The organism is Nocardia sp. FBN12, from assembly GCF_054031145.1.
In genome coordinates this window covers 3,739,191-3,754,344 of sequence record NZ_CM132926.1, presented here as the reverse complement: position 1 = coordinate 3,754,344, position 15,154 = coordinate 3,739,191, and the positions used below count along the sequence as shown (strand labels likewise).

Sequence of the window (15,154 nt, the reverse complement as noted above, 5' to 3'; positions counted from 1 at the left end):
TCGCATCCTGGCCGAGTTCCGTCGCGCGGTCAGTAGTTCTCCGAGTTCGCGGATATGGTTCGTACAGCGGAGTCCATTTGCGCGTACGCCCCGGCGGCGAGTCGTTGCAGCAGCGCGAGTTTCAATCGCGGGTGCTGCTCGGCGAGCTCGTCGAACACGGTGGGGCTCATCACCGCCACCCGCACCCCGGTCTCGGCGACGACATCGTTGACGAACTTCTCCCCGATCAACATCGGGATCTCGCCGAACGACATCCCCGATGACAATGTCACCAACCGATGCACCCGCCCGTCGGTCCCGGGGAACGTCATCCGCACCCGTCCGTCGAGTATCAGGTACAGCCCGGATCGTGGCTCACCGCGCTCGGCGATCACCTCGCCCCTGGCGAAGGTCCTGGCGACGAAATCCGCGCACAGCCGGTTCCGGTCGGCCTCCTCCAGCCCGACCAGCAGCGGATGGTCGTCGAGCGCAATGGACGTGCGCGCGGACGTTCCCGGCGGCCGGTGCCGGTCGAGCACGATGTCCTCGCACCATTCGGTGGCCGTGTCCCGGTCGATGAACACCCGCCCGCGCGGATCGTCGGGATCCAGGCTCGACACCTCGTGCCCGAGCGTGGCGTCGGGATCGACCAGCGCCACCCGGCTGCCCCGGCGCACCAGCTCGGCCTGCAACTGGTCGAGCATGCCGCGCGCTACCTGACTCACCTCACCCACCCGGCGCAGGTCGATCACCAGCGCGTCGAGTTCGTCGGCCTTGCCCTCGATCGCCCGCACCGCCCGCTCGGCACCGGCGAACAACAGGTCGCCGTGCAGTTCGTAGACCCGCGCGCGATCGCCGTGTGAGGCCAACACCGCGGCGTCGGAGGGCGTGCGGCGCAATCGTGACGGCAGCTGCGCGACCGTGTAGTCGGCCCGGATCGCCGTGCGCGCCGATCGGGTCACGTGACAGAAGTGCAGTTCGAGCCGCTTCGACAGCTCCCGGCACGCGGCGACCCCGCGCACACTGTTGCCCTGACCGTCGAGTCGCGGCGAGTACACCGAGATCCCGAGCTGACCCGGCAGCACCGCGATGATCCCGCCGCCGACCCCGCTCTTGGCGGGCAGCCCGACCGTGGTCACCCAGTCGCCCGCCGCGTTGTACATGCCGCAGGTGGTCATCACGCTGAGCACCCGCTCGGTCAGCGAGGTCGACAGCGCCCGTTCCCGCGTCCGCGGATTGACCCCGTTGTCGGCCAGCGTGGCCGCCATCACGGCCAGGTCGGCGCAGGTGACCTCGAGCGAGCACTGCCGGAAGTACCGATCGACCACGTCGTCGGGTTCGACGTCGAGGATGCCGACCGAGCGCAGCATGTACCCGATGGCGCGATTGCGATACCCGGTGCGCGCCTCGGATTCGTAGACCGCCTGGTTCATCGTCAACTCGCGCCCGGCGAAGCGGGAGTAGCAGCGACGCACCCGCTCGAACTTGTCCGCGCTGTCGCGGCCGTTCACCAGTGAGGCCGCGGTGATCGCCCCGGAGTTGATCATCGGATTGCTCGGGCGCTGGGTGTCGGGTTCGAGGCTGATCTCGTTGAACGGCTCGCCCGAGGGCTCCACATCGATGTGCGCGGCCACCCCGTCGAGCCCGCGATCGGCCAGCGCGAGCGCGTAGGTGAACGGCTTGGAGATCGACTGGATGGTGAACCCGATCTCGGTGTCGCCTACCTGGTAGACCAGCCCGTCGGCGGTCGCCAGGCACAGCCCGAACGAGTCCGGCGCGACGGCGGCCAGTTCGGGAATGTAGTCGGCGGGTGCGCCGGAGGTGTCGTCGCGACAGACCGCGTACACCTCGTCGAGCATCCCCGCCACCACACCGGGGTCGATCGTGCGCGTCGCGCCGTGCGGTCGGGTCACAGCGTCACTGTAGGTCGGTAAGCAGGCGGGCCGGTCCGCCGACGCGCGGGAGATTGTCCTCACAGCAGGCGACGCAGTGAGGTAAGCCTTGGTCGAAGTGGTTTTCCGCTCGCGCGTCCTGTTCAGCGGGCATGCGGCGGTATCGTCGTCGCGAACGTGAACCTCGCCGGGCCCACGCTGGGAAGGGCCCGCGAGCCGGTGCCCGTCACGCGGGCAAATACACTGGGCGGATCACAATGTAGTCCGGAGGGAGCGAGTTCAGGTGGGAGTGCTGTCGCGGGTGGATTCACCCGAAGATCTGCGCCGGCTGAGCGTGCCGCAACTGCGCGAACTGGCGGGCGAGATCCGCGAGTTCCTGGTGCGCAAGGTCGCCGCCACCGGAGGCCATCTCGGCCCCAATCTCGGGGTGGTCGAGCTGACCATCGCCTTACACCGGATTTTCGATTCGCCGGCCGACCCGTTGATCTTCGACACCGGCCACCAGGCCTACGTGCACAAGATCCTCACCGGCCGCAAGGATCGCTTCGACTCGCTGCGCAGCCGCGACGGACTTTCGGGCTACCCGAGCCGCGCCGAGAGCGAACACGACTGGGTCGAGTCCTCGCACGCCTCCGCCGCGCTGTCCTATGTCGACGGCCTGGCGAAGGCATTCGCGCTCACCGACCAGAACCGCACTCCGGTCGCGATCGTCGGCGACGGCGCGCTCACCGGCGGCATGTGCTGGGAAGCGCTCAACAACATCGCGGGCGCGCCCGATCGTCCGGTGGTGGTGGTGGTCAACGACAACGGCCGCTCCTATGCCCCCACGATCGGTGGACTTGCCGACCGGTTGACCGCGCTGCGCACCCAGCCCGCCTACGAGCATGCCCTCGACGCCGGGAAACGCATTCTGAAAAGCATTCCCGCCGTAGGGGATTCGGCGTACTCGATGGTCCACGCGCTCAAGGCCGGGATCAAAGACGCGGTGAGCCCGCAGGAACTGTTCTCCGATCTGGGCATGAAGTACGTCGGACCGGTCGACGGCCACGATCTCGTCGCGCTCGAGGCCGCGATGCGGCGCGCCAAGGACTTCGGCGGTCCCGTTGTCGTGCACGTGGTCACCCGCAAGGGCAACGGCTACGAGCACGCCGAGAACCACGTCGCCGACCAGATGCACGCCTGCGACCCGATCGACCCGCTCACCGGCCGCCCGCTCGCGGGCAAGAAGGCCAAGGGCTGGACCGCGGTGTTCTCCGAGGAGCTCATCGAACACGGCTCGCGTCGCGAGGACATCGTCGCCATCACCGCCGCCATGCCGGGCCCCACCGGCCTCGCCGCGTTCGGTGAACGCTTCCCGGAGCGCATGTTCGACGTCGGCATCGCCGAACAGCACGGCATGGCCTCGGCCGCCGGGCTGGCGCTGGGCGGCATGCACCCGGTGATCGCCATCTACTCCACCTTCCTCAACCGGGCGTTCGACCAGCTCTTGATGGACGTGGCGCTGCTGAAGCAGCCCGTCACGGTCGTGCTCGACCGCGCGGGTGTCACCGGTCCCGACGGCGCCAGCCACAACGGCATGTGGGACTTCTCGCTGCTCGGCATCATCCCCGGCATCCGCGTCGCCGCCCCCCGCGACGGCGCCACCCTCCGGGAGGAATTCGCCGAAGCGCTCGCCGTCTCCGACGGTCCGACCGTGCTGCGTTTCCCGAAAGGCAGTGTCGCCGAAGACATCACGGCCGTGGAACGGCTCGACGGCCTTGATGTGCTTCGACTGGCGGTGCCCAGTGCGGGGTCCGCGCAGTCCCAGCACGGCGACGTCCTGATCGTCGCCATCGGCCCCTTCGCCGAAACCGCCATGCGGGTCGCCGAACTCCTGGAGCCCCAAGGTATTTCGGTCACCGTCGTCGACCCGCGCTGGGTCATCCCGGTCTCCGACACCCTGGTCAAGCTCGCCGAGAACTACCGTCTCGTCGTCACCGTCGAAGACGGCGGCCTGCACGGCGGCATCGGCTCCACCGTCTCCGCCCGCCTGCGCGACGCGGGCCTCGACGTCCCCACCCGCGATCTCGGTGTGCCCCAGCAGTTCCTCGACCACGCCTCCCGCAACGAGATCCTCGAAGAGCTCGGCCTCACCCCCGACTCCATCGCCCAGCGGATCGGCGGCTGGCTGCAGTCGCGCTAGGCATCGTCGCTGTCGTCGCCCGGCCGCCGGGCGACGACAGCGAAGTTGAGCGGGATGCGTGGTTTGCCTTCCGCCAGCTTCCATCCCTGCTCGCAGGGCACCAGATCGGGAAACGCGGGCCAGTCCATATAGGGCAGTTCCGCCATCGACTCGATGACGAGCCCGGCCCCGATCAGCGCTCCGACGATCTCGCCCAGATCGTGGCGCCACTCGTGGTTGATGGTGTGCGCGACCTGCCCCGCCGAATCCTCGGTATAGGTACCCGAATCCGAGTAGATACGAGCACCGCCACCGCCGAGGTAGTCGTCGTCGATTTCCCACGGTTCGAACTGCATCGCGCCCAGAATCGGATGGTCGTCGCGGATCACGAACACCCCGCCGGGCTCGAGCAGGTCATGGATCGACCGCGCCCACGCGGTGAGCTCCGGCAACCAGACGATGGTTCCCGCGCTCGTCACGATGGTGTCGAAACGCCGGTCGATCAGAGTCGAGGCGAACCGGGCATCCCCTTCGATCCAGGTGATGTGCCGACCGTCGGCCTCGGCGATCCGCGCGGCGTGGCGCAGCGAGTTCGGCGACAGATCCAGTCCGTGCACGTCGACTGCACCCAGCCGCGCCCAGGACACGGTGTCCGTGCCGATGTGGCACTGCAGGTGCAGCAGGGACCGCCCCGTGATCCCGGATCTCGGCAGGTGCGGCGCGAGTACCGCGAGATCGTTGCGCACCACCGAGGAGATATCGCCCGGATCGGCCAGGAAGGCATCGACGTCGTACATCTGCGACCGCGCGTGCACGTCGGCCCGGTCGTCCCAATTCGCGCGGTTGGCGGCGATCGCTTCGGCTTCGAGCACGGCGTGACCCTTCGACGGCAGTGTGATGGCGAGGATCGACGCTACCGATGGGCACCCCGCCGGGTCGACTGGTTTTCGTGCCGCGCCCGCAACGTGACCCGGCGACACGTCGCCGAGACAACCGGGCCAGGCAGGACTAGTCGGACGCGGGAGTCAGTGCGCTTGTCAGAGCGGGGACCGCGAGGGCGCGCTGCCATGGACGGGCGCCGCCGGCGCGGAGGAAGGCTTCGATCCTCGCGGACAACTCTTCGGGAGTACCGACGTTCTTGTAGTCGGGGAGTCCGTCCCAGCACAGTCGGCGAACCAGCTCGGGAGACAGCAGGTTCTCGACCGGGATGGCGTGTGTGGTGGAGAGTTCGCCCATGGCACCGCGGGCGGTGGTGAGGCGGGCGGCGGCGATGGGGTCGCGGCGTTCCCAGCGGTTGACCGGGGGTGGGCCGTCGAAGGGGAGGGTCAGTGGGGGCAGTTGTTTGTCGGGGAGGGAGCGGCCTCGTTCGACGGCGGCGAGCCAGTCTCGGGAGTAGCGGCGCTGGCGGGGACCGCCGAAGACGGGGAGGGTGCGCAGTTGGGCGATCGAGCGGGGTTCGCTGGTGGCGGCGGTGACGATCGCCGAGTCGGGGAGGATGCGGGCAGGGGCGACGTCGCGGGCGCGGGCGAGTTCGTCGCGGGTGGTCCACAGTTCGCGGACGATCGCCAGCTGGCGGGTGCGGCGCAGGGTGTGGATGCCGGAGGTGCGGCGCCAGCGGTCGGCCTTGGGGGCGGGCGGGTCCATCGTGCGGACGTGCTCGAATTCCTCTGCGGCCCAGTCGAGTTTGCCCTGGGCGGTGAGGTCGGCGGCGACAGTGTCGCGCAGTTCGAGCAGCAGTTCGACGTCGAGGGCGGCGTAGTTGAGCCATTCGTCGGGCAGCGGGCGGCTCGACCAGTCGGCGGCGCCGTGGCCCTTGCGCAGGGTGCGGCCGAGCAGGTTTTCGACCATCGCGGCCAGGCCGACGCGTTCGTAGCCTGCGATGCGGCCGCCGAGTTCGGTGTCGAACAGGCGCGCGGGGCGAAGGCCGAGTTCGGCGAGGCCGGGGAGGTCTTGATCGGCGGAGTGCAGGACCCATTCGAGGTCGTTGATCGCCTCGGCCAGCGGGGTGAGCGCATCGGTGATGGGTATCGGGTCGATGAGGAACGAGCCCGCGCCCTCGCGGCGGAGCTGGATCAGGTACGCCCGTGCCGAATAGCGGAAACCGGACGCGCGTTCGGCGTCGACAGCGAGGGGACCGGTGCCCGCGGCGAGAGTTTTGGCGGCCGCGGCGACCTCTTCGGCGGTCGCCAGCACAGGTGGAACCCCCTCGGCAGGGACGAGCAGTGGCTCTGCTGCGGTGGGTTCCTCGGCGACCGACATAAACGTGAACTCTACGTGGCGATCAAGGGTGTTCGGTGCGGGTATAGGAGTCCGGTCGTAAATGGGTGACCCCGGCGGGCGGCAACCCGGCGGCAAAGGCCAGCACTTCGCAGAACGCTTCGACGTGTCGTCGCATCTCGGTGGTCGTCGGTGTCCACGAGGCGCGCAGTTCGAGCTGGTGCGCGCGAGGCGGGCCCGCGATATCGCCGTAGCGGACCGAGCTGGTCGCGGTGACCGTGCCGCCGAGGGCGGTGAACGGTTCGCCGCGCGATTCCAGGGAGTCGACCAGCCAGCTCCATGCCACCTCGGGTAACAGCGGGTCGGCTGCCAGCGCGGCGTCGATATCGGCCTGGATGTAGGCGACGAGCCGGAAAACACCGTTCCAGGCCTCGTCGCCGTCGGGGTCGTGTAGCAGGATCAGCCTGCCGAACGCGTCGCCCTCGGAGTCGATGGGCACCACCGGGCTGTCGGGGTGGCTGACCTCCGCTCCGAGCGCATAGGAGAACGGCGCCAACCGTTGCGGAGGACGGATAGGCGCCAGCTCGATTCGAGGGTGCACTGTTGCGGTGCCCATCGCATCGACCGCCGCCCGAAAAGGAGCAGGCTCGCGGGGCGTTCCCCCGGTCGGTGCGGCGCCGTCGCGGATGTCGAGCGGTGTCACGAGGAGGAACGGTAGACGGTGGGTGCCCGGCGCCGTCGGAGGCGCGCCGCCGTGCGCGTTGCGTGCGGGTCACGTTGCGTAGGGCGCATTCTCGAGGTCGGTGCGATGCACGATGTGCGACAGAAGTGCCACGGGAGTCCTGTGTGGCCGCCTCGTCCACGATGCATCGGCGAGGAGACCGCGCAGCGGTGCCCGGTGCGCTCAGGAGCGCGTCCACAGCACTGTGTCGGGAAGACACGGCTTCCGGGTCACTACCCGCTGAAACGTGTTGTCGGTCCCACACCCGCCAGGGGGTGAGGTTTGTCCGGGCTCGACGCTTAGGATGAACGGCGATGAGCACTTACACCCGCCGCCGGTTGACCGATGCCCCTTTCCTGGCCGCCGCCACCGGCGCGACGCCCAGCAGGCGCCCGGTGTGGTTCATGCGTCAGGCCGGCCGGTCGCTGCCGGAGTACCGCGAACTGCGCAAGGGCATCGGGATGCTCGAGTCGTGCTTCGACCCGGAGCTGGTGTGTGAGATCACCATGCAGCCGATCCGCCGCCACGGCGTCGACGCGGCAATCCTGTTCTCCGACATCGTTGTTCCGCTCAAAGCGGCAGGCATCGACCTCGACATCGTGCCCGGCGTCGGCCCGGTCATCGCCTCGCCGATCCGCACCGAGGCCGACGTGCGCGCGCTGCCGCGGCTGCGCCCCGAAGAGGTCGGCGCGGTCGCCGAAGGCGTGCGACTGCTCACCGCCGCGCTCGGCGACACTCCGCTGATCGGCTTCGCAGGCGCACCGTTCACCCTCGCCTCCTACCTGGTGGAAGGTGGGCCGAGCAAGCAGCACGAGCGCACCAAGGCGATGATGCACGCCGACCCGAAGACCTGGCACGCCCTGCTCGGTGCCCTCACCGACATCACCATCGCCTTCCTGCAGGCCCAGCTGGCGGCCGGGGTCGACGCGGTGCAGCTGTTCGATTCCTGGGCGGGCGCGCTCTCGCTGGCCGATTACCGCGAGTATGTGCTGCCGCATTCGGAGCGGGTGTTCGCCGAAGTCGCCTCGGCGGGGGTGCCGCGCATTCACTTCGGTGTCGGCACGGGCGAACTGCTCGGTGCCATGGGTGAGGCCGGTGCGGATGTGGTCGGGGTGGACTGGCGAGTGCCGCTTACCGATGCCGTGCGACGGGTCGGCGCCGGAAAAGGCTTGCAGGGCAACCTGGATCCCGCGATCCTGTTCGCCGGATTCGACGCGGTCGAGGCCGAGACGCGCCGGATCGCCCGGGAAGCGGACGAGGCGATCACCCTCGGCGCGACCGGGCACATCTTCAATCTGGGCCACGGCGTGCTGCCCGACACCGATCCCGGCGTATTGACCGCGCTGGTCGAGTTGGTGCATTCGCTGTAGAGCTCGATCCCCTCGATGCCGCCGGCGGCGAGGGGAGTCCACGGACAGTGACTCGGCCGACATCGGTCAGGGCGCGCGTCGGCAGCCGGTGCGCGCGCGGCTACGGTCGAGGCATGAGGATCGCGATCGTCGGTGGCGGAATCAGCGGGCTAGTCGCGGCGTACCGGTTGCGACAGCGGCTGGGGGAGGACGCCGACATTGTCGTGCTCGAGCAGGGCGGTCGGGTCGGCGGGGTGCTGCACACCCGTGAATTGGCCGGGGACCCAGTCGATCTCGGGGCCGAGGCATTCGTCGGGCGCAGACCCGAGGTGATCGAGTTGATGAGTGAACTCGGCCTGGACGACCAGTTGGTGCGGCCTGCGGGGAAGCGGCCGCTGATCTGGTCGCAGGGGGCGGCGCATCCGCTGCCGGGGCGCACTCTGATGGGGATTCCGTCTGATGCGGAGTCGCTGCGCGGGCTGATCGACGATGCGACGCTCGACCGGGTCGCGACCGAGCCGCAGCGGCCGCTGCATTGGGAGCCGGGCTCCGACGTCGACGTGCAAACCCTGGTGGGCGACCGTTTCGGCAGGCAGGTGGTCGAGCGGAGCGTCGATCCGTTGCTCGGCGGGGTGTATGCCGGGATCAGCGCTTCCATCGGCGTCCGCGCCGCGCTGCCCACCCTCGCCGAAGCACTCGACAACGGCGCTTCGAGCCTCACCGAGGCTGTCTGCGCAGCGATGCCGGCCCCCAGTTCGGCCCCGGTATTCGGTGGACTGCGCGATGGCTACGGAGCCCTGCTCGCCGCACTGACCGAAGCGTCGGGAGCACGTTTCGTCACCACGATGGCCGCGACGCGGGTGGCCCGCGCACCCCGTGGCTGGGTGGTCGACCCGCTCGGCGCCGTCGACGCCGTGGTCATCGCGACGCCCGCGCCGATCACCGCCCGCCTGCTGCACCACGTGGCACCCGTAGCCGCGCAGGCTGCCGCCGGTATCGAGCTGTCCTCCTCGGCGCTCGTCGCCATGGCGATCCCGCGCGACACCCCACTTCCGGACAACTCCGGCATCCTCGTCGCCACCGGAGAACCCTTGCGCGCCAAGGCCTTCACCCTGTCCAGCCGTAAATGGCCGCATCTGGCCGAACGCGACGTCGCCCTCGTCCGAGCCTCGTTCGGCCGCCTCGGCGACGACCAACCGCTGTCCTGGACCGACGACGACCTGATCGCGGCCGCCGTCGCGGACCTGTCCACCGTCACCGGCATCCCGATCACCCCACTCGAAGCCGTCGTCCAACGCTGGCCCGGCGGCCTCCCGCAGTACGCCCCCGGCCACACCGACCGCATCGCCACCCTCGAATCCGCTCTCGCCCCCCTCGACGGCCTCGCTGTAGCGGGCGCCTACCTCCACGGCGTCGGCGTCCCCGCCTGCGTCGCCTCGGGCACCGCCGCCGCGGAACGTGTGGCTGACGCTTGTATCCAGAGCACACAGCGCTGATCCGGATGCTGGATGGGCGATCTCGAAAGCACCGATCGGGGTAGCGCGCACTGACCAGCGGCGTGTCGTGGAGCGTCGGCGATAGCGATATTGCATGATCGCTCGCTGTGGCCATCAACGGCGAGCAGAACAGCGGACGGATCCTGATTCTCGATCCCGATCTCGGGCCCGTCGAACTTCACGACGGTGCGGTGACGACGGTTACCTCGGTGTTCGGGAGTGACGAATCGTCGCCGTGGCGGGCGAGCAGGCCGAACCTGGACTGAGCCCGAGCGGTACGCGAAAACGCCGCAGTGGCACCATGGATGCCATGGCGCGACTCGACTACCAGGCTCTCAACTCCACCATCCGTTACCTGATGTTCTCGGTGTTCCAGGTTCAGCCGGGCGTGCTCGGTGAGGATCGGGCGGAGGCGATCAAGCAAGCGCGGGCGTTCTTCGACGGGCTCGCTGACAAGGGCGTGGTGTTGCGGGGGATCTACGACGTGGCGGGGCTGCGGGCCGACGCCGATTTCATGCTGTGGACCCATGCCGAACGGGTCGAGGATCTGCAGGCCGCGTACGCCGATTTCCGGCGGACCACCGAGCTGGGACGGGCGAGCGCGCCGGTCTGGAGCAATGTCGCGGTGCACCGGCCCGCGGAGTTCAACAAGAGCCACATTCCGGCGTTCCTGGCGGGCGAGGACGCGGGGAATTACATCTGCGTCTACCCGTTCGTGCGGTCCTACGAGTGGTACCTACTCCCCGACGAGGAGCGTCGCAAGATGCTCGCCGACCACGGCAAGGAAGCTCGCGGATATCCGGACGTTCGCGCGAACACCGTGACTTCGATGGCACTGGGCGATTACGAGTGGATCCTCGCGTTCGAGGCGCCCGAACTGCACCGGATCGTCGATCTGATGCGTGACCTGCGGGCGACCGAGGCTCGCCTGCATGTGCGCGAAGAGGTGCCGTTCTTCACCGGACCGCGGGTCGAGGTCGAACAACTGGTCACCGCACTGCCGTAACGCCCGGGAAGGGCGATTCCGCACACTGTCCAGCTCGGCCGCCGACCGTAGTCAGTCCATCCGCACCCCTGCCGTTCGCATCGCGTGTAGTAAAGCGGTGTGAGAAGTCGGAGGACGAGCATGGAACGCGAGATCACCACGCCGGTCGATCTGTGCCGACCCGGCGGTCGGCTCGACCCGGCTGCCGTCGGGTGGACGCGGCAGCCGTTGCATCGGACCGATCTGCGTGGCTGGGGGCGGTGTAAGCGCTGGGAGTACTGGGGCATTGTCACTCCCCGTCATATTGTCGGCGTTGTCGTATCGTCGCTGGATTACGCTGGGGTGCACGGGATTTACGTGCTCGACCGGGAGAGCGGCGAGGAAATCGCGCGCGATGCGGTGGTGCCGCTGGCGCGCGGCACGGTGATGGCCGCGCGCAGCGGTGTGGGTATCACGTCCGCGCGCGGTGGTGGTGTCGAGATCGACATTTCCGAGGACGAGGGCGGTAGCGCGATCGAGGCCAGTGCCTCGGGCGTACGGCTCTCGGCGCAGTTGCCGTTGCCTCCCGGTCATGAGTCGCTCGGCGTGGTGGTGCCGTGGAGTACGCGGCGCTTCCAATACACGGTCAAGGATGTGGGGCGTCCGGTGTCCGGGACGCTGACCGTGGGCTCGCAGGTACATCGGATCGAGGAGGGTTTCGCGGTACTCGACCACAGCCGGGGAAAATGGCCGTACTCGATGACCTGGAATTGGGCGGCCGGTGCGCGGCCCGGATTGGGAATCCAGTTCGGTGGCAAGTGGACCGCCGGGACCGGTAGCACCGAGAACGCCCTCATTGTCGACGGTCGCCTCCAGAAGATCAGCGATGAGCTGCGCTGGGACTACGACACCGCCGATTGGCTGCGGCCGTGGTCGATCACCGGCGATCGGGTCGAGGTCGAGTTCCGGCCGTTCCATGAGCGCGTCGCGGTGTCGAACCTGCTGATCGTCGCCGGTGAAACGCATCAGTGTTTCGGGGACTTCGCCGGCCGTGTGCGCGGCGAGGACGGTCGCTGGCTCGACCTGGACGGTGTCGTGGGATGGGCAGAGGAAGCCCGGAACCGGTGGTGACTCGCAGGCGGTAACCAGGGCAGGGGTATTTACCCGATGATTCAAACAGTGATTGAAATATCGATTGAAACGTGTTTCACTTCTGTGTATGGTCGATGAGGTCAAGACGGGGACACGGCAGCGACTGCTGATCGCCGCCGAATCACTGCTGCTGACCGAGCCGTACGACGAGGTCTCCGTGCGCGGCATCTGTGCCGCCGCCGGTGCGAACACCGCCGCGGTGCACTACCACTTCGGTTCGAAGGAAGCCCTGGTCGGTGCGCTGATCGAGGACCGGTTGGGACCACTGTGGGCCGATGGTCTGGCCCGCGCGAGCGCCGGACGCGATTCGCTCCCCGCTGTCGTCGACACGATCCTGGCCCCCTTCGTCCAGCTCGCGGGAGATCCCTTGGGCCGCTTGCATCTTCGACTGCTGTCGAGGTTCGTGCTCGGACGGCATCTCACGACGTGGCAAGGCCCGTGGTTCCGAATGTCCACCTGGGTCACGCTGCTCCCGGAGCTGAGTGGCCAGGAGGGCCGCCGCCGGTGGATGCTCGCCTTCGATCTGATCATCATGCGTTTCGGCAGCCCCGAAATCGAGGAACACGGAATGACGCAGCCGGACCTCGAGACACTGCGAGATTTCGTGGTGGCCGGTTTGACCGCGCCGACGGGAGAACAGTGATGAACGACATTTTCGCACCTGCCACCCTGGGTCCGATCACCTTGCGCAACAGGGTGATCAAGGCCGCGACCTTCGAAGGCCGCACGCCGGACGCCCTGGTCACCGAGGAGCTGATCGACTTCCACCGGGAGGTCGCCGCCGGCGGTGTCGGCATGACCACCGTCGCGTATTGCGCGGTCGCACCGGGCGGTCGCACCGATCGGCATCAGATCTGGATGCGCCCGGAAGCCGTTGCGGGACTGCGGAAGCTGACCGACGGCGTGCACGCGGAGGGCGCCGCCGCCTGCGCGCAGATCGGTCATGCCGGACCGGTGGCCAACGCCGCTTCCAATCGAGTGCCCGCGCTCGCGCCGAGCCGGATGTTCAACCCGCTCGGCATGCGATTCACCAAGACTCCCACCATCGCCGAGATCGCCGACACCGTGGCCGCGCACGCCGAGGCCGCACGCCTGGCCGAGCAGGCCGGATTCGACGCGGTGGAGATTCACTTCGGCCACAACTATCTGGCCAGCTCGTTCCTGAGCCCGGTGCTGAACCGCCGCAAAGACGCCTACGGCGGATCACTGCTCAATCGGGCTCGGATGGCACGTGAAATCGCCTGTGCGGTAAAGGATGCCGTGGGTGATCGGATCGCGGTCACGGCCAAGATCAATATGGAGGACGGTCAGGCCGGTGGCCTCACCATTCCCCAATCGCTCCAGTTCGCCGCCTGGCTCGAGGCCGACGGCGCGCTCGACGCCCTCGAATTGACCGCCGGTAGTTCGCTACTGAACCCGATGATGTTGTTCCACGGCACACCCCCGCACCGCTCGTTCGCGAAAGTCTTGCCCGCCCCCGCCCGCATGGGCTTCCGCCTGGTCGGGAAGTCCTTCTTGAAGGAGTACCCGTACAAGGAGGCCTACCTGCTCGAGCGGGCTCGCCACTTCCGGCGCGCACTGTCCATGCCGCTGATCCTCCTTGGCGGCATCACCAACCTCGACACCATGCAGCTGGCACGGACCGAGGGCTTCGAATTCGTCGCCATGGGGCGGGCCCTGCTGCGCGAACCGGATCTACTGCACCGCATCAAGGTAGATGAATCGACGCGCTCGGCGTGTGTGCACTGCAACGAATGCATGCCCACCATCTACTCGGGCACGCGCTGCGTATATCGCCCCACCCTTTCGCACGAGCCGATCCAGCTGACCCTCGGCTGACACACCCGAGGGAGGAGACATCATGAGTAGACCGCTGTCCGCGACAACTGGGAGATCGCGCAGGCAGATCGAGGGACGCGTCTTCGTCGTCACCGGAGCGGGGAACGGCATCGGACGATGCGTCGCCTTGGAGCTGATCGCCCGCGGTGCGGTCGTGGTCGGCGCTGATCGTGATGAGCAGGCGCTGGCCGCCACCGCCGCACTGGTCGCGGACCGCGAGCGCTTCACCGCCCACCCGATCGATATCTGCGACCGCGCCGCCGTGGCCGCCTTCCCGGACAGCGTGATCGCCGCCCACGGACAGGTCGACGGTCTGTTCAACATCGCGGGAATCGCCCAGGAACTGCAGACCGTCGCCGACCTCAGCGACGCTCGCATCGAGACGCTGATGCAGGTGAACTTCTTCGGCGCGGTGTGGATGTCGCGGGCTTTCCTCCCGCACCTGCTGCAACGACCCCGGGGCGTCATCATGAACACCTCGAGCCTGTCGGCGATCGTTCCGGTGCCCGGCTCAGCGGTGTACGGCGCGTCCAAGGCCGCGCTCGCCCTGTTCAGTTACGGTCTGGCGCAGGATCTGCGTGGCCGCTCGAATGTCACGGTGACCACGGTGCTTCCTGGTTCGGTCTGGACCGACCTGGTGCGCAAGGTAGCCCAGCAAATGGGTGCGCCAGAGTGGCTCGCCAAGGGATTCTCCGCCAAGCCCGAGCAGGTGGCGCGCCGCATCGTCGATACGACTGTGAAGGGTAAGGGCCGTGTCGTGATCGGCAAAGACGCCCACGGCTACGACGCCCTCCGACGGCTCAGCACCCGGCTGGCCGATCGGCTGTCCTACTTACAGGTCGGCCACGGTGTCTACCCCAAGCGCACCGCACCCACCCGCGGCAACTGACCACACCTGGCCGCGGTGGGCTTCCCGAGCGATTGAGCTTCAGGTGTTTCAGCTGGTAGACCCCTCCGTGGGCTGCAAGCGCAACGAGATCGAGTTGATGCAGTAGCGCTGGTCGGTGGGGGTGGGGTAGCCCTCGCCCTCGAACACATGTCCGAGGTGGCTGTGGCAGTTGGCGCAGATCACCTCGACCCGGCGCATGCCGAGCGTGTCGTCGGCCTTGAGGATCACCGCGTCGGAATCGGCGGGATCGAAGAACGACGGCCAACCGCAGTGCGAGTCGAATTTCTCTGTGCTGCGGAACAATTCGGCGTCGCAGGCACGACAGGTGTAGACACCTTCGGTCTTGGTGTCGGTGTATTCGCCGATGAACGGGCGCTCGGTGGCCGCCTCGCGCAGGACGGCGTATTCCTCGGGGTCCAGTTTCGCCCGCCATTGCTGCGGCGTCAGCTGGATGCGCGGCGTGGGCAACGAAGTATCGGAACTCATGGCTCCACG

Annotated in this window: 14 protein-coding genes; 9 read left to right on the top strand and 5 right to left on the bottom strand. The window is 68.2% G+C overall.

What is annotated here, in order from left to right:
* Positions 1-29: 29 nt before the first annotated feature.
* Entirely contained in the window at positions 30-1,838 is a 1,809-nt protein-coding gene (glsA, locus tag ACWZHB_RS18040; protein ID WP_427909199.1) for a glutaminase A, read from the bottom strand.
* Between the two features lie 316 nt (positions 1,839-2,154).
* On the opposite strand from glsA, the gene dxs reads away from it, so the two are divergent.
* Positions 2,155-4,053 carry a 1-deoxy-D-xylulose-5-phosphate synthase gene (dxs, locus tag ACWZHB_RS18035; protein WP_427903048.1) on the top strand — a complete coding sequence of 633 codons (1,899 nt, stop codon included), beginning with the start codon at positions 2,155-2,157 and terminating at the stop codon, positions 4,051-4,053.
* Here dxs and ACWZHB_RS18030 read toward each other — a convergent pair.
* The 3 genes from ACWZHB_RS18030 to ACWZHB_RS18020 form a co-directional block, all read right to left on the bottom strand.
* Complete coding sequence (locus tag ACWZHB_RS18030) at positions 4,050-4,904, bottom strand: class I SAM-dependent methyltransferase (protein WP_427903047.1); 855 nt, start codon at positions 4,902-4,904, stop codon at positions 4,050-4,052. The two genes, dxs and ACWZHB_RS18030, sit on opposite strands and share 4 nt — an antisense overlap.
* Positions 4,905-5,040: 136 nt before the next feature.
* The gene (locus ACWZHB_RS18025; RefSeq protein ID WP_427903046.1) at positions 5,041-6,291 is read right to left on the bottom strand and encodes an HRDC domain-containing protein; all 1,251 of its coding nucleotides are present in this window, start codon (positions 6,289-6,291) and stop codon (positions 5,041-5,043) included.
* Between the two features lie 22 nt (positions 6,292-6,313).
* The gene (locus ACWZHB_RS18020) at positions 6,314-6,865 is read right to left on the bottom strand and encodes a DUF3000 domain-containing protein (protein ID WP_427909198.1); all 552 of its coding nucleotides are present in this window, start codon (positions 6,863-6,865) and stop codon (positions 6,314-6,316) included.
* A 419-nt stretch (positions 6,866-7,284) separates the two neighbouring features.
* On the opposite strand from ACWZHB_RS18020, the gene hemE reads away from it, so the two are divergent.
* From hemE to ACWZHB_RS17980, 8 genes are all read left to right on the top strand, one after another.
* Complete coding sequence (gene hemE / locus ACWZHB_RS18015; protein WP_427903045.1) at positions 7,285-8,340, top strand: uroporphyrinogen decarboxylase; 1,056 nt, start codon at positions 7,285-7,287, stop codon at positions 8,338-8,340.
* Between the two features lie 113 nt (positions 8,341-8,453).
* Positions 8,454-9,815, top strand: coding sequence for a protoporphyrinogen oxidase (locus tag ACWZHB_RS18010; RefSeq protein WP_427903044.1), 1,362 nt, complete (start codon positions 8,454-8,456; stop codon positions 9,813-9,815).
* Positions 9,816-9,922: 107 nt separating this feature from the next.
* Complete coding sequence (locus tag ACWZHB_RS18005) at positions 9,923-10,081, top strand: hypothetical protein (RefSeq protein ID WP_427903043.1); 159 nt, start codon at positions 9,923-9,925, stop codon at positions 10,079-10,081.
* Positions 10,082-10,125: 44 nt separating this feature from the next.
* Complete coding sequence (gene hemQ, locus ACWZHB_RS18000) at positions 10,126-10,821, top strand: hydrogen peroxide-dependent heme synthase (RefSeq protein WP_427903042.1); 696 nt, start codon at positions 10,126-10,128, stop codon at positions 10,819-10,821.
* Positions 10,822-10,941: 120 nt separating this feature from the next.
* Positions 10,942-11,910 (top strand): DUF2804 domain-containing protein, encoded by a 969-nt coding sequence (locus ACWZHB_RS17995; protein WP_427903041.1) that lies wholly within the window; start codon positions 10,942-10,944, stop codon positions 11,908-11,910.
* Between the two features lie 88 nt (positions 11,911-11,998).
* A complete protein-coding gene (locus ACWZHB_RS17990) occupies positions 11,999-12,574 on the top strand; it encodes a TetR/AcrR family transcriptional regulator (RefSeq protein WP_427903040.1) in 576 nt (191 codons plus the stop codon).
* A complete protein-coding gene (locus tag ACWZHB_RS17985; protein WP_427903039.1) occupies positions 12,574-13,770 on the top strand; it encodes an NADH:flavin oxidoreductase in 1,197 nt (398 codons plus the stop codon). Before ACWZHB_RS17990 ends, ACWZHB_RS17985 begins: the two co-directional genes overlap by 1 nt.
* A gap of 22 nt (positions 13,771-13,792) precedes the next feature.
* A complete protein-coding gene (locus tag ACWZHB_RS17980; RefSeq protein ID WP_427903038.1) occupies positions 13,793-14,659 on the top strand; it encodes an SDR family NAD(P)-dependent oxidoreductase in 867 nt (288 codons plus the stop codon).
* 48 nt (positions 14,660-14,707) lie between these two features.
* Here ACWZHB_RS17980 and msrB read toward each other — a convergent pair whose 3' ends face one another.
* On the bottom strand, positions 14,708-15,145 hold the full coding sequence (gene msrB / locus ACWZHB_RS17975; protein WP_427903037.1) for a peptide-methionine (R)-S-oxide reductase MsrB: 438 nt from the start codon (positions 15,143-15,145) through the stop codon (positions 14,708-14,710).
* Between the last annotated feature and the right edge of the window lie 9 nt (positions 15,146-15,154).

Excerpts from the sequence above, each read along its gene's own strand:
- ACWZHB_RS17990 (WP_427903040.1), top strand. The coding sequence starts at position 11,999 with ATGGTCGATGAGGTCAAGACGGGGACACGGCAGCGACTGCTGATCGCC.
- ACWZHB_RS17995 (WP_427903041.1), top strand. The coding sequence starts at position 10,942 with ATGGAACGCGAGATCACCACGCCGGTCGATCTGTGCCGACCCGGCGGT.
- msrB (WP_427903037.1), bottom strand. The coding sequence starts at position 15,145 with ATGAGTTCCGATACTTCGTTGCCCACGCCGCGCATCCAGCTGACGCCG.
- ACWZHB_RS17985 (WP_427903039.1), top strand. The coding sequence starts at position 12,574 with ATGAACGACATTTTCGCACCTGCCACCCTGGGTCCGATCACCTTGCGC.
- hemE (WP_427903045.1), top strand. The coding sequence starts at position 7,285 with ATGAGCACTTACACCCGCCGCCGGTTGACCGATGCCCCTTTCCTGGCC.
- glsA (WP_427909199.1), bottom strand. The coding sequence starts at position 1,838 with ATGCTCGACGAGGTGTACGCGGTCTGTCGCGACGACACCTCCGGCGCA.
- ACWZHB_RS17980 (WP_427903038.1), top strand. The coding sequence starts at position 13,793 with ATGAGTAGACCGCTGTCCGCGACAACTGGGAGATCGCGCAGGCAGATC.
- ACWZHB_RS18025 (WP_427903046.1), bottom strand. The coding sequence starts at position 6,291 with ATGTCGGTCGCCGAGGAACCCACCGCAGCAGAGCCACTGCTCGTCCCT.
- hemQ (WP_427903042.1), top strand. The coding sequence starts at position 10,126 with ATGGCGCGACTCGACTACCAGGCTCTCAACTCCACCATCCGTTACCTG.
- ACWZHB_RS18010 (WP_427903044.1), top strand. The coding sequence starts at position 8,454 with ATGAGGATCGCGATCGTCGGTGGCGGAATCAGCGGGCTAGTCGCGGCG.
- ACWZHB_RS18020 (WP_427909198.1), bottom strand. The coding sequence starts at position 6,865 with ATGGGCACCGCAACAGTGCACCCTCGAATCGAGCTGGCGCCTATCCGT.